Genomic DNA, 22,165 nt, shown 5'->3' on the forward strand with positions numbered 1-22,165 from the left:
GGCCTGCGGGTCGTCCCGTCTTGGGGTACGGCCCGGGGTCCGGGCGTGGCGTTCAAGTTTCGCTTTCTTCTTACAGTGGCGCCGCAACCCTGATTCGAGCAGTCGTCGTGGCGGCCAGATTCTTGTCGCTCTGGCCTGCTTGTCTAGTGTGCAGGCGCAAATATGAGACGCTATTAGCCCCATTCGAACGAGTTGGAAATATAACAGCAATGCCCAAAAGCAGCAATTGGCGCAGCAATGGCGTGGGTGCGGTAGAATGGACGGATTATTTGAGCGCAAGACATGATCAGTCGAGACGGAGTAACGAATGGCCGAGGGGCGAGAAGTACAGTGGATTGAGGTCACCGAGGGCCAGGTAGGGCAGCGAATCGATAATTTCCTGCGTACCCGACTGAAAGGAGCGCCTAAAGCGCTGATATATAAAATCGTTCGCAAGGGCGAAGTTAGGGTTAACAAGAAACGGGTCAAGGTGGATTATCGGCTTGAACTCAATGACCTGGTTCGGGTCCCACCGCTGCGACTGGCACCGGAAGTGGCGGTGCGTGAGGTGAGTGACAACCTGCGCAACTTGCTGGCCGGCAGTGTGCTGGTCGAGGGGCCGGGGTGGCTGGTGATCAACAAGCCTTCAGGACTCGCCGTTCACGGCGGCAGTGGCGTCAAGATCGGTCTGATCGAGGCATTGCGTCAGGTGCGCGAGGACCTGGATTTCCTTGAGCTGGTGCATCGCCTGGATCGCGATACCTCGGGTTGTCTGCTGCTGGCCAAATCTCGCCCCGCCCTGTTATCCCTCAATGAGTCCCTCAAGGGGCGCAAGATGGATAAACAGTATCTGGCGTTGGTGGCGGGTCGCTGGCCGGCTCGGCGTGACTACGTTAGCGCTCGTCTGGATCGCTTCGAGGCCGGTAACGGTGAGCGTCGAGTGCGGGTCGACCCGGCCGGGAAAGTCTCTCGCACGCGCTTTGGCGTGCGGGAGACCTTTGCCAACGCCACCTTGATCGAAGCTGAGCCGGTTACCGGACGTACTCACCAGATTCGCGTCCACGCCGCCCATGCTGGTCATCCGCTGCTGGGTGATGACAAGTACGGTACTCGGAGTGGAGAGGCATTGGCTGGCCGGTTGGGGTTGGGTCGCCTTTTCCTGCATGCCGCGGCACTGACCTTTCCGGAGCCTGACAGTGGGCGGCCTGTGCACGTCAAGGCGCCGTTGGGCGAAGAGCTCAATGCCGTGTTGGAGCGGGCGCGCCAGCAATCCTGAAACAGAGGTCCGCATCTTTATGTGGGCAAACCGGTAAGCGACAAGGGTAGGTTATGCGTTATCGACTGGTGATCTTTGACTGGGATGGCACCCTGATGGATTCCGAGGCGCGAATCGTCGCCTGCATGCAGGCGGCAGCCAGGGATTCAGGTTGGGGCGAGTTGCCCGGTGAGGCGGTCAGCGACATTATCGGTCTCGGTCTGCCGGAAGCCATTGCTCGGATGTGCCCGGGTATTACAGCTGAACAGGCAGAGCGGTTGCGTGAATGCTATGCCCACCATTTTGTGGCCGCCGAGGCCGAGCCGTTGTCATTTTTTCCTGGCGTCGAAGCTGGGGTGGCAAGGCTTCGTGAGTACCCAGAGACGAGACTGGCGGTCGCTACCGGCAAGAGTCGTCGCGGGCTCGATCGGGTCTTTGCCGAAAGCGGCAGTGGCGCCTGGTTTCATGCCAGTCGCACTGCCGATGAGACACACTCCAAGCCGCATCCACGCATGCTGGAGGAGCTTCTTGCAGAATGCGGGGTTCCGGTGGAAGAAGCCGTCATGGTGGGCGACACCGAATACGACCTGGAGATGGCCAGGGGGCTGTCGATGGATCGTGTGGCCATGACCTACGGTGTGCATGCCCCCGAGCGGCTGGCTGCCAGTCAGCCCACGTTTACTACCGACAGTTTCTCCGGGCTGATCGACTGGCTAACCCACTGAAAAAACTGACTCAGCGGTTCGCTGGCAATGGTGGCTGTCTCAGGTGGCCTCCTTGTGGTTAGGATAAAAGTCGCTGTCGCTGTTCATTCGGCTTTTCGGTGACGCCAGGTCCATGATGCCCTTATGGTGAAATACCCTCTTTTTGATCTCGAGCAGGATGCCCATGAGTGACGATAAACCGCAGGATCGCTGGACCCAGGGGCCGGAGTTGAGCCCGGAAGAGGCGAGGCGTGTTGAACAGACGGCCGCCGAGAGTCATGGGGCCGAAGACGGCGAAGATGCTGAGACGCTGCGAGAGCGTCAGCGTCTGGCCCAACTCGAGATGATGGACCGCTGGATCGGTGGCGTGCTCTCGGAGCAACGCCGTTCGCGTCGCTGGAAGCTGTTCTTTCGTTTTCTGTTCGCGGCCCTGATCCTCACGATGCTTGCAACGACCTTTTACAGCCTCTACCGGTCGGCGCAGCCTGCGGTGATGGCCGGGCAGCACCTGGGGGTCGTCGAGGTCGAAGGCGTCATCGATAGTCAGTCACGGGCCAATGCCGAGCGCATCATCGAGGGCCTGAGGCGAGCCTGGGAGGCCCCGAGTGCGCAATCCGTGGTGTTGCATATCAATAGCCCGGGGGGCAGTCCTGTTCAGTCGCAACGTATCTATGACGAGATCAGGCGACTAAGAGGGCAGGGGGATAAGCCTATCATTGCGGTCGTTGAGGACATCGGTGCCAGCGGCGCCTATTATATCGCCGCTGCTGCCGACGAGGTCGTTGCTGCGCCGGCGAGCCTGGTGGGGTCGATCGGGGTCATCTTCTCGGGCTTTGGTCTGGAAGAGGCTATCAGCCGATTAGGGGTGGAGCGGCGGGTCTTCACGGCCGGCGACAACAAGGCTTTTCTGGATCCCTTCAAGGATATTTCACCCGAGCAGCGCACGTTCTGGCAGGGAGTGCTCGATACCACGCATCGCCAGTTCATCGAAGACGTCAAAGCGGGTCGCGGTGATCGCCTGGCCGATGACCCTGAGTTGTTCTCGGGGCTGGTATGGACGGGGCAGCAAGCCCTCGATCTGGGGCTTGTGGATCGCCTGGACACGCTCGAAGGCGTCGCTCGCAAGCGGCTGGAGACACCGCGGATCAAGGACTACACCCCAGGACTTGATCCCTTCGATCGTCTTACGAGGCGGTTCGGGCAGGTGGCAGCCGAATGGATGGGGTTGCCTCAGGCCCAGTCGCCGGTGCGTTATCAGGCCTACTGAGAGCCAGCGTCGGTCGCCTCGAGGCCCAGCGGGTCGAGCCCGGCCTCTCTGAGCATGGCGCACAGCCGAATCAGCGGCAGCCCGATGAGGCTGTTGGGGTCGTCGCCTTCGAGGCGCTCGAAGAGCGCGATGCCCAGGCCTTCCATGCGAAAGCTGCCGGCGCTGTCGAGCGGCTGCTCGCGGGCGATGTAGCGAGCGATCTCGTCCTCTCCGAGGCGACGAAACAGCACATCGAAGGTCTCGTGGGCCAGCCAGTGACGCCCGCCGGCGGTGTCGAGCAGCGCCAGGCCGGTCATGAAGCGCACGCGCTGGCCCGAAAAGCGGGCCAGCTGGGCGCGGGCCGCGTCTTCGCTGCCAGGCTTGCCGAGAATCTCTCCGTCGAACACCGCGACCTGATCAGAGCCGATGATCAGGTGATGCGAAAAGGTCTCGGCCAGGCGGCTGGCCTTGCCGAGCGCCAGTCGATGGACCAGGGCCTCGGGGGATTCGCCGGGGCGGGGCGTCTCGTCGATCTCAGGCTTCGCCCAGGTGAAGGGTAAGCCCAGGCGCTCGAGTAGTTGGCGGCGCCAGGGGGAGCTCGACGCGAGAACCAAGCGGGTCATGGAGTCTCCTGAGGGGTGGTGAAAGCGGGTGGTCTCAGGCGGGTAAGTCTGCCCCGCGAAGCGATAGAGGTACAGCCTTGCCATGATGCTTTGACACCCGGCAGGGGAGTGCCTATCATTGCGCGCCTATGTTGACCACACGACTTCCCTTGAAGGTTGAGCCCCATAAGCTCGCCGCCAACGCCGAACATCTCGAAGGCCTTCTGGCCCTCGACAAGTTTGCGCGCCTAGCTGAAGATGCCGGGCCCCAGCAGGGCGATTGTCAAGTCTGGCTTGACTTCGCCGTCGACACTCAAGGGCGTCGAGTGATTGAGGGTCGGTTAGAAGCCGATGTTCAGCTGCCCTGCCGGCGCTGCATGGAGCCAATACCGACTCACGTCAGTAGCGAGTTCCTGCTGGGTGTGGTCAGCAGCGATGCGCTTGCCGCCGAGCTGCCGAGCACCCATGAGCCGGTAGTGGTAGAAGAAGAACAGCTGAATCTCCTGTCGGTGATCGAGGATGAACTGATCCTCAGTCTGCCGCAGGTGATTTACCACGACGAGTCGCAGTGTCGCGTCTCGTCAGACCAGCTGAGCAGCGGCGACGCGTCCGAGGCCTCGGCAACGCCTGCTGATAGCCCTTTTGATGTGCTGCGCACCTTGAAAGGCAAACCCTGATAGATCATCGATGCACTCTGGAGTGAAATCCCATGGCAGTTCAAAAGAGCCGTAAGACCCGTTCTAAGCGTGGCATGCGTCGTGCCCACGACTCACTGACCGCACCGACCCTGTCCCAGGACAAGGAAACCGGCACCACTCATCGTCGTCACCATGTGGCAGCCGACGGTTTCTATCGTGGTCGCCAGGTCGTCGAAGCGTAAATCAGTGCTTCGGCTGGCGGCGCTCAGCTTATTGACGTGAGAATCGCCATCGACGCGATGGGCGGGGACTTCGGTCCCCGTGCCACCGTGTCGGCCTCCGTCCGGGCCCTGCAAGCCCATCCCCATTTGTCTCTGTGCCTATTTGGCCAGCAGCCTGCCCTTGATGACGCACTCGCGCACCTGTCGCGAAATGATGCGTCTATACTTTCCCGTTTGACCCTGCATCACTGCCCAGATGTTATCGCCGAGGATGCCAAGCCCTCGAGCGCCCTGCGCGGATCCAAGGATTCGAGCCTTTCCAGGATGCTCGACTCTGTGGCCTCCGGTGATGCCCATGCAGCTGTATCCGCAGGCAATACGGGTGCCTTGATGGCGTTGTCGCGTCGCGCCTTGGGTACCGTTGCGGGTATTCCGCGTCCGGCGATCAGTACCGCCGTGCCGACACGCGGCAAGGGGCGTTGCTATCTGCTGGATCTTGGCGCGAACGTCGAGGCCGATGCTGAGCGGCTGGTCGATTTCGCGCTGATGGGCGAAGTCATGGCGAGATGTATCGATGGCCTGGAAAAGCCCCGGATCGCACTGCTCAATGTGGGAATCGAGGGTACCAAGGGCACTGCCAGTGTGCGCGAGGCGGATGCACGATTACGTGATTTTCCGCATCTGGATTATCGTGGGTTTATCGAAGGCGATGGTATCTACTCTGGCCTTGTAGATGTGGTAGTGTGCGACGGTTTCGTTGGCAATGCCGTGCTCAAGGCGAGCGAAGGGCTGGCGAAGATGTTGATTCAGCGGGTTCAGCAGACCTTTGAGGCGCACTGGAGTAGTCGCCTTGTGGGGCTTCTGGCACGCCCAGCGCTTAAGCGTCTGCGCGGCGAGTTGAATCCGGTTCGGTACAATGGCGCCAGTCTGTTGGGGCTGAATGGCATCGTCGTCAAGAGTCATGGTGGTGCCGACGCTACCGGCTTTGCCCATGCCATTTCACGAGCCATCAAGGAGGTCAGCGAAGACTTGCCGTCGCAGCTGGCTTATGAGCTTGGTGAAAGACGTCCTGTTATCGCGTCGGTCGCGTGCGGCCGAGGCGATAGCGGGATGGACGCCCGCTGTCGGACCAACGAATAGAAGACGTAAAGGTGAAAGTCATGACGCAATCCCTGGCTCTCGTGTTCCCAGGGCAGGGCTCCCAGCAGGTAGGTATGATGCGGGAGCTGGCCGAACGATACAGTGTGGTGCGAACCACCTTCGAAGAGGCCTCCGACGCTCTGGGCTATGATCTTTGGCATGTTGTCCAGGAAGGGCCTGCCGAGCACCTGGATGCTACTGCTTGCACACAGCCTGCGTTGCTGACGGCCAGTGTTGCCATCTGGCGCGTCTGGCAGGAACTTGAAGGCCCGCGCCCTGGCAGCATGGCTGGGCATAGTCTTGGCGAATACAGTGCCATGGTATGTGCTGGTGTATTGCCCTTTGCTGAAGGCGTGCGACTGGTCAAGCTTCGTGGTGAAGCGATGCAGGAAGCGGTGCCGGCGGGCACGGGTGGCATGGCGGCTATTCTTGGGCTGGATGACACGGCTGTTGAGCAGGCCTGTCGTGAGGCAGCCCAAGGTGAGGTGGTCGCCGCGGTAAATTACAATGCGCCGGGACAGGTCGTGATTGCTGGTGGCAAGGCGGCAGTGGATCGTGCTATTGCCCTCTGTCAGCAGGTGGGTGCTAAACGTGCACTGCCGCTGCCAGTGTCGGTTCCCTCGCACTGCGATCTTATGCGCCCAGCCGCCGACCGTCTGGCGAGTGCCATGCAAGACATCGACATGCGCCCGCCACGCTATACCGTGGTGCAGAACGTTGACGCTCAGGCGCATGCCGATGTTGATACTCTGCGCACCCGGCTGGTTGAGCAGCTTTATCAGCCGGTACGCTGGACCTCCTGCATTGAGGCCATGGCCGGGCAGGGAGCTGAAGTGTTTATCGAGTGTGGCCCCGGCAAGGTGTTGACCGGTCTTGGCAAGCGTATCAATCGTTCCGTCAAGGGCCTGGCCGTCAACGATCCGGACAGTCTTGAAAGCGCACTCGAACTGGCGCGCAGCGCCGCTACCGAATAAGGTGGTGGTGCGTCCCCACAAGAAGACAGTAATAATGCGGATTGGATTATGAGCGAATCTAGAGTAGCCCTGGTAACGGGTGCCAGCCGTGGTATCGGCCGCGCTATCGCCCTGGAACTTGGTAGGCAGGGACGTATCGTCATTGGTACGGCCACCAGTGATAAGGGTGCTGAAGCCATTGATGCCTATCTCAAGGAGCAGGGCATTACGGGGGGCGGTCGCAAGCTTGATGTTACCGATCAGGGCAGCATTGATATGTTGCTCAAATCGGTAGGCGAGGAGTTCGGCGCCCCGACCATTCTGGTCAACAATGCCGGGATTACCCGTGACAACCTATTGATGCGCATGAAAGAAGACGAGTGGGATGATGTCATTGACACCAACCTCAAGTCGCTTTATCGCGTTACCAAATCATGCATACGGGGCATGACCAAGGCGCGCTTCGGTCGTGTGGTCAGCATCAGCTCCGTTGTCGCGACGATGGGCAATTTGGGGCAGAGCAACTATGCTGCGGCAAAGGCCGGGATGGAGGGCTTTTCCCGTGCGTTGGCGCGTGAAGTTGCGTCGCGTAACATCACCGTCAACAATGTAGCTCCTGGTTTCATTGCGACCGACATGACGGAGTCGCTGCCGCAGGCGCAGAAAGATGCATTGCTTGCACAGATTCCGTTGACCCGACTCGGTCAGCCCGAAGAGATTGCCGCGGCCGTGGGCTTTTTGACGAGTGATGCTGCTGGCTATATCACCGGCGAGACACTGCAGGTCAACGGCGGCATGAACATGCGCTGACGGCTTGGCCGACACTCATGTTGCGAAGGCCCCTAGCGGTCTATACACTACCCCGCAGCTTTTTTGGGCTTGCGGATATTATCCGGCTGTAAGTTAACGGCTATCTTGAACGACTGGAGTGAGTAACTAATGAGCACCATCGAAGAGCGCGTGAAGAAGGTTGTGGCCGAGCGCCTGAACGTCAAGGAAGAAGACATCCAGAACACCTCTTCCTTTACCGAAGATCTCGGTGCCGATTCTCTTGATACCGTCGAGTTGGTGATGGCGCTTGAAGAGGAGTTCGATACCGAAATTCCCGACGAAGAAGCCGAGAAGATCACCACCGTTCAGGAAGCGATCGATTACGTCAACGCTAACCAGTAAGCGAGCGTTGTGATCGCGGCCTCAATGGTCGCCAGGTCCACGTAAGTGACCTGAAGCGGGAGCCACCCTGGCTAGCGATGGGTGGCTCCCGTTTTTTTTGGTCGCATGGGCTGTCATGCCGACCAGGTTCGGGAGTCTCGGGTGGAGACACACCCCCGGGGAGTTCAGGTATAATTCCCGTAACGTCGGTATGCTGCGGCATGCTACCTGAATAGTCTGGAGGGAAGCTGATGCCTCGTAGAAGGGTCGTAGTGACTGGGCTTGGTCTGGTAACGCCAGTAGGGAACACGGTCGATGAAAGCTGGGCGAACATTGTCGCCGGCAAAAGCGGTATTTCCGCCATTGATCATTTTGATACCAGTGGGTTCAACACGCGCTTCGGTGGATCGATCAAGGACTTTGATATCAGTCCTTATCTGAACCCCAAGGATGCGCGCAAGATGGACCTGTTCATCCAGTACGGCATTGCTGCCGGTGGGCAGGCCATCAGCGATGCCGGGCTTGAGTGCAGTGAATCCAATGCGCACCGGATCGGTGTGGCGATTGGCTCCGGTATCGGCGGATTGCCGATGATCGAGCATAACCACAACGCCCTCCAAAAGGGCGGTGCCCGGCGCATTTCACCATTCTTTGTGCCCGGTTCGATCATTAACATGATCTCTGGCAACTTGGCGATTCAGCATGGTTTCCGTGGCCCCAATATCGCCATCACCACGGCCTGCACCACCGGCACCCATAACATCGGCTATAGCGCGCGCACTATTGCCTATGGCGATGCCGATGTCATGGTCTGTGGTGGAGCAGAAATGGCGACCACGCCGCTGGGGCTTGGTGGTTTCTCGGCTGCGCGCGCGCTGTCGACACGCAACGATGATCCAGAGTCGGCCAGCCGTCCCTGGGATCAGGATCGCGACGGCTTCGTGCTGTCCGATGGCGCCGGTGTGATGGTGCTTGAGGAGTACGAACACGCCAAGGCCCGCGGTGCGACCATCTATGCAGAGCTTTCCGGTTTTGGCATGAGTGATGATGCTTACCACATGACGGCGCCGCCGGAAGATGGCAGCGGTGCGGCCATGTCGATGCGTAACGCCGTTAACGATGCCGGCATCGATCCCGCCAAGATCGATTACATCAATGCGCACGGTACCTCCACGCCGGCGGGTGACCTGGCCGAGAGTCGCGCCGTTGAAAAGGTGATGGGCGAGGGCGCCAAGTCCGTGGCCGTAAGTTCCACCAAGTCGATGATCGGCCATCTGCTGGGTGCTGCCGGTGCCGTCGAAGCGGTGTTCTGTGTGCTCGCGATACGCGATCAGGTGGCGCCGCCCACGATCAACCTGGATACCCCCCAGGCAGGCTGTGATCTCGACTATGTACCGCACACCGCTCGCGAGATGAAGATCGACACCACCCTGTCGAATTCCTTTGGCTTCGGCGGCACCAACGGCTCGCTGATCTTTACCCGGGTCTGAACGGACGATGAGTGAGGCAGCGCTGCCGCTGGATGATCGTGGTCTGGCCTACGGCGATGGCGTCTTCGAGACCGTGCTGGTTCGCGATGGCTGCCCTGTGCTCTGGGAAGAGCACCTGGCACGATTGGCGCGAGGCTGCTCCCAGCTGGGCTTTCCTCCGCCTTGCCGTGACGAACTTGATGCCTTGCCGGGCAAAGCGCCGGCTGGGCTCAGTGTGCTCAAGCTGATCGTGACCCGCGGCAGTGGCGGGCGGGGCTACCTGGCCCCGACTGATCCGGCGCCGCGTCTGCTGGTACAGCATCTGCCGTTCGCCCCCGCCGAGACACGCTGGCATGAAGGGGTGAGGGTGCGTTTCTGTGCCTTGCGGCTGGGGATTCAGCCGCTACTTGCCGGGCTCAAGCACCTCAACCGCCTGGAGAATGTGCTGGCTCGCAAGGAGTGGTCTGATGCCGCTGTCGCCGAGGGCCTGCTCTGCGACAGCGATGACCACCTCATCGAGGCCACCTGCATGAATCTCTTCTGGCAGCGTAATGGCCGCCTGGAAACGCCAAAGCTTGATCGCTGCGGGGTGGCAGGTACCCTGCGCCAGGCGCTGCTGGCCGAGCATTCGGTCAGCGAGGTCGAGGTCGGTCCATCGCGACTCCAAGAGGCCGAGGCCCTATGGCTCGGCAATTCCCTGCAAGGGTTATGGCCAGTGACCCGGCTTGATGACAGCGATGGCCGTGCGCTTATCACCTGGACGATTGGCGAGAGGCATCGTCGATTGCAGAACGACGCCCAGCGCCTGCTGGGTTATCCGCTGCTGCCTTGATGCCGGTAGCAGTTCCCTGAGGAGACACCATGCGAGTGGGTAAAATTCTGCTGGCCCTGGCGGCCGTCACGGTTGCGCTGGCGATCGGCGGTTATCGTTACTGGGAAAGCCGGTTGGCCGCACCGATCAACGTCGATGAGCCGACTCTCTATGAAGTGCCGGCAGGCGCCGGGTACCACCAGGTGGTGCTGGACCTTTCCCGTCGCGGCATTCTTGATGACCCTTGGGCCTTTCGCCTGCTGACACGCCTCGACCCAGCGTCGGTGCCGAGTCTCAGGGTTGGTGAGTATCGGCTCGAACCCGGCATGACCGGTCGCGAGGCCCTGGCGCGTCTGGGAAGCGATCAGGTGGTGACCTACCCGCTGACCATTCCCGAAGGTTGGACCTTCGCCGAGATGCGGGCACGTCTTGATGAAGCCGACAAGCTGGCGCACGAGAGCGAAGGCATGAGTGATGCCGAGATCATGGCCGCCCTGGGGCGCGAGGGCGAGCATCCCGAAGGCTGGTTTTTCCCCGATACCTATCGCTACCACAAGGGCGTCAGTGATCTCGACATTCTGCGCCGAGCCCATGAGCGCATGGAAACGATCCTCGAGGAAGTCTGGGAAGGGCGTGATCCTGACCGGGAACTGCCTATCGATAATCCCTATGAGGCGTTGATCATGGCGTCGTTGATCGAAAGGGAGACCGGTGCCAGCGAGGAGCGCCGTGCCATCGCCGGGGTCTTTGCACGTCGAATGGAGCGCGGTATGCGCCTGCAAACCGACCCTACCGTGATCTATGGCATGGGTGAGGACTATGACGGCAATATCACTCGGGCGGATCTGCGTGAGGCAACGCCCTATAACACTTATGTGATTGATGGATTGCCGCCAACCCCGATCGCCATGCCGGGACGAGCGGCCCTCGAAGCGGCGGTAGACCCCAAGCCTGGCGATACGCTGTATTTCGTGGCGCGTGGCGATGGTACCCATCATTTCTCGCGTACCTTACGCGAGCATAATGCCGCCGTGCGGCGCTTCATTCTTAACCGCTGACGCCAGGAGCGCTATGAATATCCGCGGACGCTTTATCACGCTGGAAGGCGGCGAAGGCGTAGGCAAGACCACCAACGTCGACTTGGTGTGTCGCTTCCTTGGCGAGCGCGGCATCGAGGTGGTGCGGACCCGCGAGCCGGGGGGGACACCAAGGGCTGAGGCCATCCGCAACCTGTTGCTTGATCCTGACATCGACGAACCCTTGGACGATGATGCCGAATTGCTGCTGGTGTTTGCTGCCCGCGCCCAGCATCTGGCGCGCTGCATCCGTCCGGCGCTCGCGCGCGGGGCCTGGGTGGTCTGTGATCGCTTTACCGACGCGACCTTCGCTTACCAGGGCGGTGGCCGCGGTCTCGACGCATCACGTATTGCCACTCTGGAGCAACTGGTACAAGGCGACTTGACGCCTGACCTGACGCTTCTGCTCGATATGCCCGCCGATGCCGCCCAGCGCCGGCTGGCCTCACGCATTGACGGTCAGGGCGGACAGCGTGATCGTTTCGAGCGCGAGCGCTTCGATTTCTTTACCCGCGTTCGAGAGGCCTATCTCGCTCGAGCAGAAGGCGCACCCGAGCGGGTTGCCGTGATCGATGCCGGCCAGTCGCTTGAGGACGTGCAGGCATCGATCATGTCGGCACTCGAGCGCCAGTTGGGTCAGGCGCCGGCCGGGGAGGACGCATGAGCGCCGAAGCCATGCCGGCGCCACTGCCCTGGCAGCAAGGGCTCTGGCAGCAGCTGGTCGCCCTGCAAGCGGGGGGGAGGCTACCCCATGCGTTGCTGCTATCCGGCCCGAAGGGTGTCGGCCCCCAGGCGCTGGCCGAGGCGCTTATCGCCCGCACCCTATGCGACCAACCCGGGGACATTGCCTGCGGGCACTGCCACAGCTGTGCCATGCTGGCGTCAGGTTATCATCCGGACCTGAAGCGGGTGGGACCGGCTGAGAAAGGGCGCCAGATTCGCATCGATCCCATCCGCGAGGTCAATGCGTTCGTCAACCAGACGGCCCAGCAGGGTGGCCATCGAGTGATCGTGATCGAACCCGCCGAGGCGATGAACGTGGCGGCGGCCAACGCGCTGCTCAAGAGCCTCGAGGAGCCTGGCGAACGCACCCTGTTCGTGCTGTTGGCGGAGATTCCCTCGCGGCTGATGCCCACCGTACGCTCGCGCTGCCAGCAGTGGCGGTTGGCCACGCCCGAACCGCAGGCGTGCCAGCCCTGGCTCGTCGACGCGCTGGGAGATCACCAGGATGCCGCCTTCTGGCTGCAGGTGGCGGGCGGGCTGCCGCTGCTGGCCCGCGACCTGGCGACCGGCGAGGCGCGTCAATTGCGTCAGACCCTTCACGAGTTGTTCGATGCCCTGGTGCGAGGGGCCGAGCCGGTGGCCGAGGCCTCGCGACTGGCCGGCCAGTCGGTGGAAGCCATCCTGTGGTACGGTATCGGCTGGCTGGAAGACCTGATTCGCCTAGGCCTTTCCGGCGATGATCGGGCGCTTCGCAATCCGGATCTTTTGCCGCTGTACCGCCAGGCGGTCAAGAATGCCCGGGTACGCGATTGGTTTCGCCTACTCGACTTCGCCCGCGAGCAGCGCCGATTGCTGGCGGCCGGGGGGAATCCTAATCCACAGCTGGTGCTGGAAGCCTGGCTCGTGCGCTGGTCGGCGTTGCTGCGCTCATAGTGCCGACGCGATGCTATATTTCGTCTAGGGTCACATTGCCATCTTGAGGAGCCGCTATGGCCGGTCAGAAAGCGTTGTCACTGACGATTCAGGATTTGCCGACGCTGCTGTCGGCCTATATGCCTTCTCTGGTGAGAGGCGGTATCTTCGTGCCAACCCGTGAGCGCTATACGCTCGATCAGGAAATCCTGTTGCTGCTGACCCTGCCCGGTGACGAAGAGCGCTACCCGGTGACGGGGCAAGTAGTCTGGGTGTCGCCTCCCGGTGTCTCGGGTCGGCGGGTGCCAGGGGTTGGCCTGCATTTTCGCGCCGAGGATCAGAGCGTACGCGACCGTATCGAGACACTGCTGGCTGGCCAGCTCGACAAGGGTGCCACCACCTATACGCTGTAGCATCTTCCCGTTTTCCCCTTTTCGCTGACCGAGTGACCCATGTTTGTCGATTCCCACTGCCATCTCGACCGCCTTGACCTGAGTGCCCATGATGGTGATCTGAACGCTGCCCTCGAGGCGGCGCGTGCGCGTCATGTGCGCCAGTTCCTGGCGATCGCCGTGACCCTTGAAGACGTGCCCGGCCTCGCCGATATCGCCCGCGACCATGCAGACGTCGTGATATCTGCCGGCGTGCACCCCCTGCATAGCGTGGCCGAAGAGCCGACAGTCGCCGCCATCAAGGACTGTGCCGAACGCTATGAGGCAGTCGCCATCGGCGAGACCGGGCTGGACTATCATTACGACGGTGTCGCTCAGGAGGTGCAATACGAGCGCTTTCGCCGCCATCTGATAGCGGCCAATGAGCTCGAGCTACCGGTGATCATCCATACTCGCGAGGCCCGCGAGGACACCCTGGCGCTGATCCGCGAGCACACCGATCCCGCCATTGGCGGTGTTCTGCACTGCTTCACCGAGGACCTGGATATGGCGCGGGAAGCGGTGCGTCATGGCTTCTTCATTTCGCTGTCCGGTATCGTGACGTTTCGAAATGCCAAGGCGATCCGCGAGCTTGCCAGCCAGGTGCCGTTGGATCGGCTGCTGATCGAGACCGATAGCCCTTATCTGGCGCCGGTGCCACACCGCGGCAAGCCCAATGAGCCGCAGTGGGTCGTCGAGGTGGCTGAGTGCATTGCCAAGGAGCGAGGCATCAGTGTCGACGAGGTCGCCATGCAGACCACCGCTAACTTCTATCGACTGTTCAAGGCCGCCGTACCGGAAGCACCGACTGACGTGCGAGAGTCGCTGGCAGAATCCGGTCTGATATGACCGTCTTGTCGAGTCTGTCGCCGCCGAGAAGGAAACCTTATGCCGATCGATTACCCGCCGCTAGCGCCGCTTCTTGAGTACATCGAAGGCGAGGGCGCCATTCCGCCGCTCGAGGATTGGCATCCGGCGCTGTCGGGAGAGATGAACCTGTGCATCCGTGCCGATGGCCGCTGGTGGCATGAAGGTGAGCCTATCACGCGGGGGCGATTGGTCCGGCTACTGTCGACCCTTCTGCGTCGCGAGGAAGACGGTGAGCATTACCTGCTGACGCCGGTAGAAAAATGGCGCATCGAGGTCGAAGATTGCCCCTTTCAGGTTGTCGATGCCGACCATCATGACAATGTCTGGACCCTGACCACCAACGTCGGCGACCGCCTGATCCTTGACGAGCATCACCGGCTGAGGCTGGATCACGATATTCCTTCTGTGCCGGTGCGCTTCGGCTTGTCGGCGCGGCTGCATCGTAACGTCTACTATCGGTTGATCGAGCAGGCGCAGACCCGCGAGATCACGGGTGTCGAGACGCCTGCGCAAGAGCTGGGCATCGAGAGTGCTGGTGTCTGGCAGCCGCTGGGACGCTTTTCCGAGGAGGGCGCGTGAGGCTGACCCCGGAGCAGCAGGCGGTGGTCGGCCACCCGGGCGGGCATGCTCGGGTGGCCGCCGTGGCCGGTGCCGGCAAGACCACCACCCTGGTGGCACGGGTGCTGCACCTGCTTGCCTCGGGCGCGCCGCCCAAGCGGATGCTGGTGTTGATGTTCAATCGCGCCGCCCGTGAGGATTTCACCGCCAAGCTCGTCGCCCGGGCGCCGGCCGGCATGGCGCTGCCCGATGTTCGCACCTTTCACTCTTTGGGGCATCGCCTGACCCAGAGCCTGACCCGCTGGGGAGCTCTGACACCGCGACAACTATTGGCCGCCGACTGGCAGCGCGAGCGGCTGCTGCGCCAGGCCGTGCAGCAGACCCTGTCTGGCGACCAGACACGCCTGGAAGATGCGCTGGAACCTGAGCGCCTGGAGGCCTTCGGCCACTTCTGCGAGCTGGTCAAGGCCGAGCTTGCCGACCCCGGCGAGCTTCACGAGCGCCTCGACTATGGCGTTGATACCGGGCACTTCGTCGAGGCCTTCGACACCGTCGAGACGCTGCTCGCCGACCATCGGCAGATGACCTACGCCGATCTTTTATATCGCCCGCTCAAGGCACTGGAGCGAGAGCCGGCACTCAAGGCACGGGTGCAGGGGTTCCTCGATCAGGTCATCATCGACGAGTATCAGGATATCAACGCCGCCCAGCAGCGGCTGCTGGCCCTGCTGGCCGGCGACACCGCTGCGGTGATGGCGGTCGGGGATGCCAATCAGTGCATCTACGAATGGCGCGGGGCCCGGCCCGACACCATGCTCGATGACTTCACGGCCACCTTCGGCGAGGCGCATGACTATCCGCTGTCGACCACTTTTCGTCATGGTCATGCCCTGGCCCTTGCCGCCAACCATGCCATCGCCGCCAATCGGCGGCGCCCGGATCAGCTGTGCCTTGCCACGCCCGACAATCCGACCACCACGCTTCAGGTGGCGCAGGGAGGCGCGTATCTCGCCGAGGCGCTCATCGATTGGCAACGACAGGGGCGTAAGCTCGCCGAAAGCTGCGTGCTGGTGCGCAGTTGGGCGTTATCGGTATCGGTACAGTTGACGATGCTGCGGGCCGGCATTCCTTTCCGCCTGTCACGGGATGATCGCTTCGTGTTTCGGCTGCCGCTGGTCCAGGCCCTGGCCGGCTACCTGATGCTGGCGCGCCGTCCCGAGTTGCTCAAGGACCCCGGACATCTTGAGCTGCTGCTCGCCCAGCCCACGCCCTTCGTGGCGCGGGAACGGCTCGGTGCCCTGGCGCTGCGCCTGGCCGAGACCCAGTGCTGGCCGGATCGCCAGGACCCCCTGCTGCAGAGCCTGAAGCCCCTTCAGCGGCGCAACCTCAAGCGGCGCTGGGAGCTACTTTGTGAGCTGCCGCGCCTGGCTGGCTGGCCGCCGGCCAAGCTGCTGACGCATGTGGTCGAGCGGTTGGACGCCGAAAAGGTGCTCAAGCGTGCCGCGGCGCGCCGCGAGAAGGGGGAGGAGGACGTGCGCCTGCTCGACGTGCTGATCGAGCAGGCCGGCGAACTCGCCCATGACCCCGACGCCTTCATTGCCCTGCTGCGCGAGCCCGTCGAGAGCCGCGAGGATGGCGTGCTGATCACTACCGTACATGGCGCCAAGGGGCTGGAGTGGCCACTGGTTGCCCTGTGGGGCGCCAATGAGGAAGATTTCCCTCACTATAGCCGCGAGAATCCGCTCAGCGACGAGCGACTCGAGGAGGAGCGTCGGCTCTTCTACGTGGCCATCACCCGTGCCCGGGAGCAACTGCTGATGCTCCACGACGGTGGTGAGCATCGGCCCAGCCGCTTCATCGCCGAGACCGCCTGGCAGGATTGCCAGCGGCTTGCCGAGGCGCTTAACAATCAGAGTGATTCTCAGGATGATCGCGTCGCTGAAGCGCCGGCCCCTCTGGGCGTCGAGCAGCCGGCACTGGCCGAGCGCTATCTGGCGGCGCAAGGATACGACTTGCCGGTGGCCGCGCGAGCTCAGTCGAGTGGTGCTGAAGTCGCGGGGCAAGAAGTAAATGCCTCCGGTAGTCTTTTTCGCGTCGGCCAGCGCTTGCGTCATGCGGTATTCGGTGAGGGTGAGGTGGACCTTGTCGAAGGCGACCCGCGAGACCCCATCATCGAGGTGCGCTTCGCCCAGGCCGGCAAGCGTCGCTTGATCGCCAGCCGCGCACCGATCGAGCCACTGCCAAGGGCCACGGTCCCTCACTAGACGCCTGTGGCAGCATCCGGGGCTCGATCATCTTCGCGCCTCGCACTGGAAAACTGATGTTTCCACCCCTGCCTTGAGGTGTCTGTTCGGGATATACCGTTTACGCATCAAGCCTTCGGAGAAGCCCTGCCATGAATCAGCCGCTGATAGACTCAGTCTCCCTTTCCACGGTCATGATGTCGTCACAGCCGCCGCTGCTACTCGATTGTCGAGCCCGACTCGATGCCGCCAGTGCCGGGCGAGCCCTGTGGCGGGACGGCCACCTGCCAGGCAGCCAGCATCTGGCCCTGGAGCACGATCTGTCGGCACCGGCAGGCGAGGGCGGTCGGCATCCGTTGCCGAGCCATGAGGCCTTTAGGGCGGTGATCCGGCGTTTGGGGATCACACCCGATGTGCCGGTGGTGGTCTATGACGACATGGGTGGCCAGCTCGCCGCCGCGCGGGCCTGGTGGATGCTGGCTTGTTGGGCGGGCCACCCAAGCGTGCGAGTGCTGGATGGCGGTCTTGCTGCCTGGCAGGCCAATAGGGGACTGCTTGAAGAAGGCGAAACGCCGGCGCCGGCGCCCAGCGACTGGCAGCCGAGCTTTGATGATAGCGTCCTGGTGAGTGCTACCGGCATCACGCCGGGGCACTCGGCGCTGGTGGATGCCCGGGCGTTGGCGCGTTTTCGCGGCGAGGTCGAGCCCATCGACCCGGTGGCCGGTCATATCCCCGGCGCCGAGTGCCGGCCCAGCGCCGACAACCTGGACGCCGATGGACAGTTCAAGTCGGCCGCGCAGCTTGCCGCCGAACTGCCGAAGGTCGATGCTCGGGCGGCCGACGGCCTAATCGCCTACTGCGGCTCCGGGGTCTCCGCCTGCCACGATATCCTCGCCTACGCCATCGCTGGCCGCACGTTGCCGCGCCTCTACGCCGGCTCCTGGAGCGACTGGATTCGAGACCCCGACCGACCCATCGCCAACGGCGATTGAGCCCGGCGACGCCCGCAAGACGTAAGAAAACGCCCCGCAGGCCGAGTGCCTGCGGGGCGTTTTCTTGGTACCCGCTCTGGGCGGCATGGACAAGCAAGGCGAGCGATTTCGACAGGGCGCCGTCGCGTAGCGCGATGGGTAGCGCGAATCGACAGGGATGTCGATTCAGAGGCGGCAAGAGGGGCCTTGTTCCGCCTCGAGCGCGTCAGCCGGCTCGCGAAGCGTCGGGGTTTCGCCCTGATGCAAGCGAGCCGTTGCTTGTCGATGACATGACCCCGCCGGAGCAGGGCTTCCCTCACATGTTCGGATAGTTCGGCCCGCCGCCGCCCTCCGGTGCCACCCAGGTGATGTTCTGGGCGGGATCCTTGATGTCGCAGGTCTTGCAGTGCACGCAGTTCTGGAAGTTGATCTGGAACTTGGGCGTGCCGGCCTCGTCTTCTACGATCTCGTAGACACCGGCCGGGCAGTAGCGCTGAGCCGGTTCGGCGTATTCCGGCAGGTTGACCCTTACCGGCACCTCGGGATCGCTGAGGCGCAGGTGGCAGGGCTGATCCTCCTCGTGGTTGGTGTTGGAGAGAAACACCGAGGAGGACTTGTCGAAGGACAGCTTGCCGTCGGGCTTCGGGTAGTCGATCTTCTCGCACTCGCTGGCCTTCTTGAGGGCGGCGTAATCGGCGGTGGTGTCGTGGACGTTAGGCAGCTTGCCGCCCAGCAGTTGATCGAGGAAGTTGTAGGCGCCGCCACCGACGGTGCCGTACTTGTGGATCGCCGGGCCGAAGCTCGCGCTTTCCTTGAGCTCCTGATAGGCCCAGCTTGCTTCCCATTTCTCAGTGAAAGCAGAGAGTTCCCGGCCGCCCTCGTCATCCTGCGCGAGGGCTTCGAAGACGCTTTCGGCGGCCACCAGGCCGGACTTCATGGCGGTGTGCAGGCCCTTGATCTTGGCGAAATTCAGCGTGCCGGCATCACAGCCGATCAAAAGCCCGCCGGGGAAGGTCATCTTGGGCAGGCAGTTGAGGCCGCCCTTGGTGATGGCGCGGGCGCCATAGGCCACGCGCTTGCCGCCCTCCAGATACTGCTTGAGCACTGGATGGTGTTTCATGCGCTGGAACTCGTCGAAGGGCGACAGGTAAGGGTTCTGGTAGGAAAGATCCATGATCAACCCGACCACTACCTGCTGGTTCTCGGCGTGGTAGAGAAACCAGCCGCCGTGCGTGTGCTTGTCCAACGGCCAGCCAGAGCCGTGCAGCACCAGACCCGGTTCGTGCTGCTCGGCCGGCACGTCCCACAGCTCCTTGAGGCCGATGCCATAGTGTTGCGGGTCCTTGCCGGCATCCAGGTCGAATTTGTCGATCAGGCGCTTGCCGAGATGGCCCCGGGCGCCCTCGGCGAACAGGGTGTACTTGGCCCGCAGTTCCATGCCTGGCATGTGGCCGTCCTTGGGCTCGCCGTCGGCGCCCAGGCCCATGTCGCCGACCAGAATGCCACGCACGGTACCATCTTCGTCATGCAGGGTTTCCTGAGCGGCGAAGCCAGGGAAGATCTCGACGCCGAGTTCCTCGGCCTGCTCGGCGAGCCAGCGGCACAGGTTGCCAGCGCTGATCACATAGCGCGTCTGATCACCGCCGGTGTTATGCATGGTCTTGGGCACCAGGGCATTGGGCAGCAGCTGGGCCTTGTCGGCATCCTTGAGGAGATAGAGCTCGTCGCGAACGGCGGGGGTAGTCAGCGGGGCGCCGCGGCCTTCCCAGTCGGGAAAAAGCTCGGCCAGTGCCCGTGGCTCGAAGACGGCCCCCGAGAGGATATGGGCGCCGACCTCAGAGCCCTTTTCCACCACGCACACCGTCAGTTCCTGCTCGGCCTCGTTCGCCTGCTGCATCAGGCGACAGGCGGCGGACAGGCCGGAGGGACCGGCGCCGACGATGACCACGTCGAAATCCATGTATTCGCGTTCTTGCTCTTCCACTTGATCTCTCCTCTTGTTCGATGCCGCGACCAGCCATGCCTGCGGAAATCGCGCTAGATAATGATGCCTATTGTGCGGGATTAGAGGCCGATCGGGTAGCCGCCTTGGTCGGCACGAAAGGATTTTAAACGGTCGTTTGCTTCTATGTCTCGCCCATGATAAGCATACTCACTGGACAGTGTCGCATGGCGGGGCGCGATGGACGGTCATGGTCGCCCATGACGGCGCCCTCAAGCGACAATGATGCCGGGTGGGAAAGGATGAAATGCCGGCCGGTTTGGGGTCATTTATGCCGCCGACATTGTGGCGGCACGGCCCCTGTGGCAGATTACGCACCTGCCCGGGATCTGTCGGTTGATCATGCACTTAACGAAAGAATCTAACGACCTGCCCATCGGTGATAACGGGGCGGCCGATGCATGATCGCGCCATCCCCGACTCACGCCTCACGAGGCCCCCAGCGAAAGCGAGGACACCATGAAAGTATTGGTCGCGGTCAAACGCGTCATCGATTACAACGTCAAGATCCGCGTCAAGCCGGATCACTCCGACGTCGATCTTACCAACGTCAAGATGGCGATGAACCCCTTCTGCGAGATCGCCGTGGAAGAAGCGGTCCGCCTCAAGGAAAAAGGCGTGGCCACTGAAGTGGTCGCCGTGACCGTGGGCCCCAAGGCGGCTCAGGAACAGCTGCGTACGGCCATGGCGCTGGGTGCCGATCGCGCCATCCACGTCCAGACCGACGACAAGGTCGAGTCGCTGGCGGTCGCCAAGCTGCTCAAGGGTGTGGTCGACGAGGAGCAGCCGGGACTGGTGATCCTCGGCAAGCAGGCGATCGATACCGACAACAACCAGACCGGCCAGATGCTGGCTGCGCTTTCCGGTCTTCCTCAGGGCACCTTTGCCTCCGAGGTGGATATTCAGGGCGAGAAAGTCTCGGTGATTCGCGAGATCGATGGCGGCCTGCAGACGGTCGAATTGTCGCTGCCGGCGATCGTGACGACTGACCTGCGCCTCAACGAGCCGCGCTACGCCAAACTGCCGGACATCATGAAAGCCAAGAAGAAGCCGCTGGCCGTCAAGACGCCAGAGGACTATGGCGTGGCAACCGCCAGCAAGGTCAGCCTGGTCAAGGTCGAGGCGCCGGCCGAGCGCAAGGGCGGCATCAAGGTGGGCTCGGTGGATGAGCTGGTCGACAAACTCAAGAACGAAGCCAAAGTGCTTTGAAAGGAGCTGATCTCATGAGCATTCTGGTACTCGCCGATCATCACGATGGGCAGCTCGCCGGTACCACCGCCCACGTGGTCGCCGCGGCGCAGGAAATTGCCAATGCCGGCGGTGGTGACATCGACGTGCTGGTGGCCGGTGAAGATGTAGCCGCTGTCGCCAAGTCCGCGGCCAAGCTTGATGGTGTTGCCCGGGTACGGGTGGCGGATCATGCCGTCTATGCCCACCAGCTGGCGGAGCCACTCGGCGCGCTGCTGGTCGAGCTAGCCGGTGACTACAGCCACGTGCTGGCCAGCGCCTCGACCACCGGCAAGAACGTGATGCCGCGTCTGGCCGCCCTGAAGGATGTGTCCCAGCTCTCCGACGTCATCGCCGTCGAAAGCGCCGATACCTTCAGCCGACCCATCTATGCCGGCAACGCCATCGCCACCGTCAAGAGCGACGATGTCCTCAAGGTGCTCACCGTGCGCTCGACCGGCTTCGATGCTGTGAATGGCGAGGGCAGTGCCAGCATCGAGGCGATCGACACGGTGGTGGAAAATAGCCAGTCAACCTTCATCAAGGAAGATCTGGCCCAGAGCGATAGGCCTGAACTTGGCGCTGCGAAAGTGGTCATCTCCGGTGGTCGCGGCATGGGCAATGGCGAGAACTTCAAGCTGCTCGACGGTATCGCCGACAAGCTGGGTGCCGCTATCGGTGCCTCGCGTGCTGCGGTGGATGCAGGCTATGTGCCCAACGATATGCAGGTTGGCCAGACGGGCAAGATCGTTGCCCCGGATTTGTATATCGCGGTAGGCATCAGTGGTGCCATCCAGCACCTGGCCGGCATGAAGGATTCCAAGGTGATTGTCGCCATCAACCAGGATGACGAAGCGCCGATCTTTCAGGTAGCAGATTATGGCTTGGTCGGTGATCTGTTCCAGGTGTTGCCGGAGCTAGAGAGCAAGCTGTGATGAACGCGTGGTCTTTCAGGTAGCGCCTTCGATAGTCTGCGGCCTGG

At 62.4% G+C, this 22,165-nt stretch carries 23 protein-coding genes; 21 read left to right on the forward strand and 2 right to left on the reverse strand.

Translation table 11 applies throughout. The features are described 5' to 3' along the window. Positions 1-307 precede the first annotated feature (307 nt). The 3 genes from ETC27_RS12835 (at position 308) to sppA (ending at position 3,205) form a co-directional block, all read left to right on the forward strand. Positions 308-1,255 carry an RluA family pseudouridine synthase gene (locus ETC27_RS12835; RefSeq protein ID WP_136255392.1) on the forward strand — a complete coding sequence of 316 codons (948 nt, stop codon included), beginning with the start codon at positions 308-310 and terminating at the stop codon, positions 1,253-1,255. 53 nt (positions 1,256-1,308) lie between these two features. Beyond that, positions 1,309-1,959, forward strand: a complete 651-nt coding sequence (locus ETC27_RS12840) for an HAD family hydrolase (protein ID WP_136255393.1) — start codon at positions 1,309-1,311, stop codon at positions 1,957-1,959. Positions 1,960-2,122: 163 nt separating this feature from the next. Then, on the forward strand, positions 2,123-3,205 hold the full coding sequence (gene sppA, locus ETC27_RS12845; RefSeq protein WP_136255394.1) for a signal peptide peptidase SppA: 1,083 nt from the start codon (positions 2,123-2,125) through the stop codon (positions 3,203-3,205). Here the strand turns inward: sppA and ETC27_RS12850 are convergent. Further along, positions 3,199-3,807: a Maf family protein gene (locus ETC27_RS12850; protein ID WP_136255395.1), complete on the reverse strand. Its 609-nt coding sequence runs from the start codon at positions 3,805-3,807 to the stop codon at positions 3,199-3,201. The two genes, sppA and ETC27_RS12850, sit on opposite strands and share 7 nt — an antisense overlap. A gap of 128 nt (positions 3,808-3,935) precedes the next feature. On the opposite strand from ETC27_RS12850, the gene ETC27_RS12855 reads away from it, so the two are divergent. From ETC27_RS12855 to ETC27_RS12930, 16 genes are all read left to right on the forward strand, one after another. Continuing rightward, positions 3,936-4,463 (forward strand): YceD family protein, encoded by a 528-nt coding sequence (locus tag ETC27_RS12855; RefSeq protein WP_136255396.1) that lies wholly within the window; start codon positions 3,936-3,938, stop codon positions 4,461-4,463. Positions 4,464-4,495: 32 nt separating this feature from the next. Next, positions 4,496-4,666: a 50S ribosomal protein L32 gene (rpmF, locus tag ETC27_RS12860; protein ID WP_112053312.1), complete on the forward strand. Its 171-nt coding sequence runs from the start codon at positions 4,496-4,498 to the stop codon at positions 4,664-4,666. 36 nt (positions 4,667-4,702) lie between these two features. After that, on the forward strand, positions 4,703-5,785 hold the full coding sequence (gene plsX / locus ETC27_RS12865) for a phosphate acyltransferase PlsX (RefSeq protein WP_136255397.1): 1,083 nt from the start codon (positions 4,703-4,705) through the stop codon (positions 5,783-5,785). A 20-nt stretch (positions 5,786-5,805) separates the two neighbouring features. Then, positions 5,806-6,759, forward strand: coding sequence for an ACP S-malonyltransferase (gene fabD / locus ETC27_RS12870; protein ID WP_136255398.1), 954 nt, complete (start codon positions 5,806-5,808; stop codon positions 6,757-6,759). A gap of 45 nt (positions 6,760-6,804) precedes the next feature. Then, entirely contained in the window at positions 6,805-7,548 is a 744-nt protein-coding gene (gene fabG, locus ETC27_RS12875; protein WP_136255399.1) for a 3-oxoacyl-ACP reductase FabG, read from the forward strand. 129 nt (positions 7,549-7,677) lie between these two features. Then, entirely contained in the window at positions 7,678-7,911 is a 234-nt protein-coding gene (acpP, locus tag ETC27_RS12880; RefSeq protein WP_136255400.1) for an acyl carrier protein, read from the forward strand. 230 nt (positions 7,912-8,141) lie between these two features. Further along, positions 8,142-9,380 carry a beta-ketoacyl-ACP synthase II gene (gene fabF / locus ETC27_RS12885; protein ID WP_136255401.1) on the forward strand — a complete coding sequence of 413 codons (1,239 nt, stop codon included), beginning with the start codon at positions 8,142-8,144 and terminating at the stop codon, positions 9,378-9,380. Between the two features lie 7 nt (positions 9,381-9,387). Beyond that, positions 9,388-10,191: an aminodeoxychorismate lyase gene (pabC, locus tag ETC27_RS12890; protein WP_136255402.1), complete on the forward strand. Its 804-nt coding sequence runs from the start codon at positions 9,388-9,390 to the stop codon at positions 10,189-10,191. A 29-nt stretch (positions 10,192-10,220) separates the two neighbouring features. After that, positions 10,221-11,228 carry an endolytic transglycosylase MltG gene (gene mltG, locus ETC27_RS12895; protein ID WP_136255403.1) on the forward strand — a complete coding sequence of 336 codons (1,008 nt, stop codon included), beginning with the start codon at positions 10,221-10,223 and terminating at the stop codon, positions 11,226-11,228. 13 nt (positions 11,229-11,241) lie between these two features. Continuing rightward, complete coding sequence (gene tmk, locus ETC27_RS12900) at positions 11,242-11,910, forward strand: dTMP kinase (RefSeq protein ID WP_136255404.1); 669 nt, start codon at positions 11,242-11,244, stop codon at positions 11,908-11,910. Further along, positions 11,907-12,902, forward strand: a complete 996-nt coding sequence (locus tag ETC27_RS12905; RefSeq protein ID WP_240724905.1) for a DNA polymerase III subunit delta' — start codon at positions 11,907-11,909, stop codon at positions 12,900-12,902. The genes tmk and ETC27_RS12905 overlap by 4 nt, the downstream gene beginning before the upstream one ends. Positions 12,903-12,958: 56 nt before the next feature. Next, positions 12,959-13,294, forward strand: coding sequence for a PilZ domain-containing protein (locus tag ETC27_RS12910; RefSeq protein WP_136255405.1), 336 nt, complete (start codon positions 12,959-12,961; stop codon positions 13,292-13,294). Positions 13,295-13,333: 39 nt separating this feature from the next. Further along, the gene (locus ETC27_RS12915; RefSeq protein WP_136255406.1) at positions 13,334-14,161 is read left to right on the forward strand and encodes a TatD family hydrolase; all 828 of its coding nucleotides are present in this window, start codon (positions 13,334-13,336) and stop codon (positions 14,159-14,161) included. A gap of 39 nt (positions 14,162-14,200) precedes the next feature. Next, the gene (locus ETC27_RS12920) at positions 14,201-14,761 is read left to right on the forward strand and encodes a DUF1285 domain-containing protein (protein ID WP_136255407.1); all 561 of its coding nucleotides are present in this window, start codon (positions 14,201-14,203) and stop codon (positions 14,759-14,761) included. Next, positions 14,758-17,004 carry an ATP-dependent helicase gene (locus ETC27_RS12925; protein ID WP_136255408.1) on the forward strand — a complete coding sequence of 749 codons (2,247 nt, stop codon included), beginning with the start codon at positions 14,758-14,760 and terminating at the stop codon, positions 17,002-17,004. Before ETC27_RS12920 ends, ETC27_RS12925 begins: the two co-directional genes overlap by 4 nt. A gap of 131 nt (positions 17,005-17,135) precedes the next feature. Further along, positions 17,136-17,975, forward strand: a complete 840-nt coding sequence (locus tag ETC27_RS12930; RefSeq protein WP_136255409.1) for a sulfurtransferase — start codon at positions 17,136-17,138, stop codon at positions 17,973-17,975. A 295-nt stretch (positions 17,976-18,270) separates the two neighbouring features. Here the strand turns inward: ETC27_RS12930 and ETC27_RS12935 are convergent, their stop codons facing one another. Further along, positions 18,271-19,938 (reverse strand): electron transfer flavoprotein-ubiquinone oxidoreductase, encoded by a 1,668-nt coding sequence (locus ETC27_RS12935; protein ID WP_136255410.1) that lies wholly within the window; start codon positions 19,936-19,938, stop codon positions 18,271-18,273. 477 nt (positions 19,939-20,415) lie between these two features. Between ETC27_RS12935 and ETC27_RS12940 the strand changes: the two genes are divergently transcribed. Further along, positions 20,416-21,165 (forward strand): electron transfer flavoprotein subunit beta/FixA family protein, encoded by a 750-nt coding sequence (locus tag ETC27_RS12940; protein WP_136255411.1) that lies wholly within the window; start codon positions 20,416-20,418, stop codon positions 21,163-21,165. A gap of 14 nt (positions 21,166-21,179) precedes the next feature. Then, a complete protein-coding gene (locus ETC27_RS12945) occupies positions 21,180-22,118 on the forward strand; it encodes an electron transfer flavoprotein subunit alpha/FixB family protein (protein WP_136255412.1) in 939 nt (312 codons plus the stop codon). Positions 22,119-22,165: the final 47 nt, after the last annotated feature.

It is taken from the genome of Onishia niordana (genome assembly GCF_004798965.1).
Classification (GTDB): Bacteria; Pseudomonadota; Gammaproteobacteria; order Pseudomonadales; family Halomonadaceae; genus Onishia; species Onishia niordana.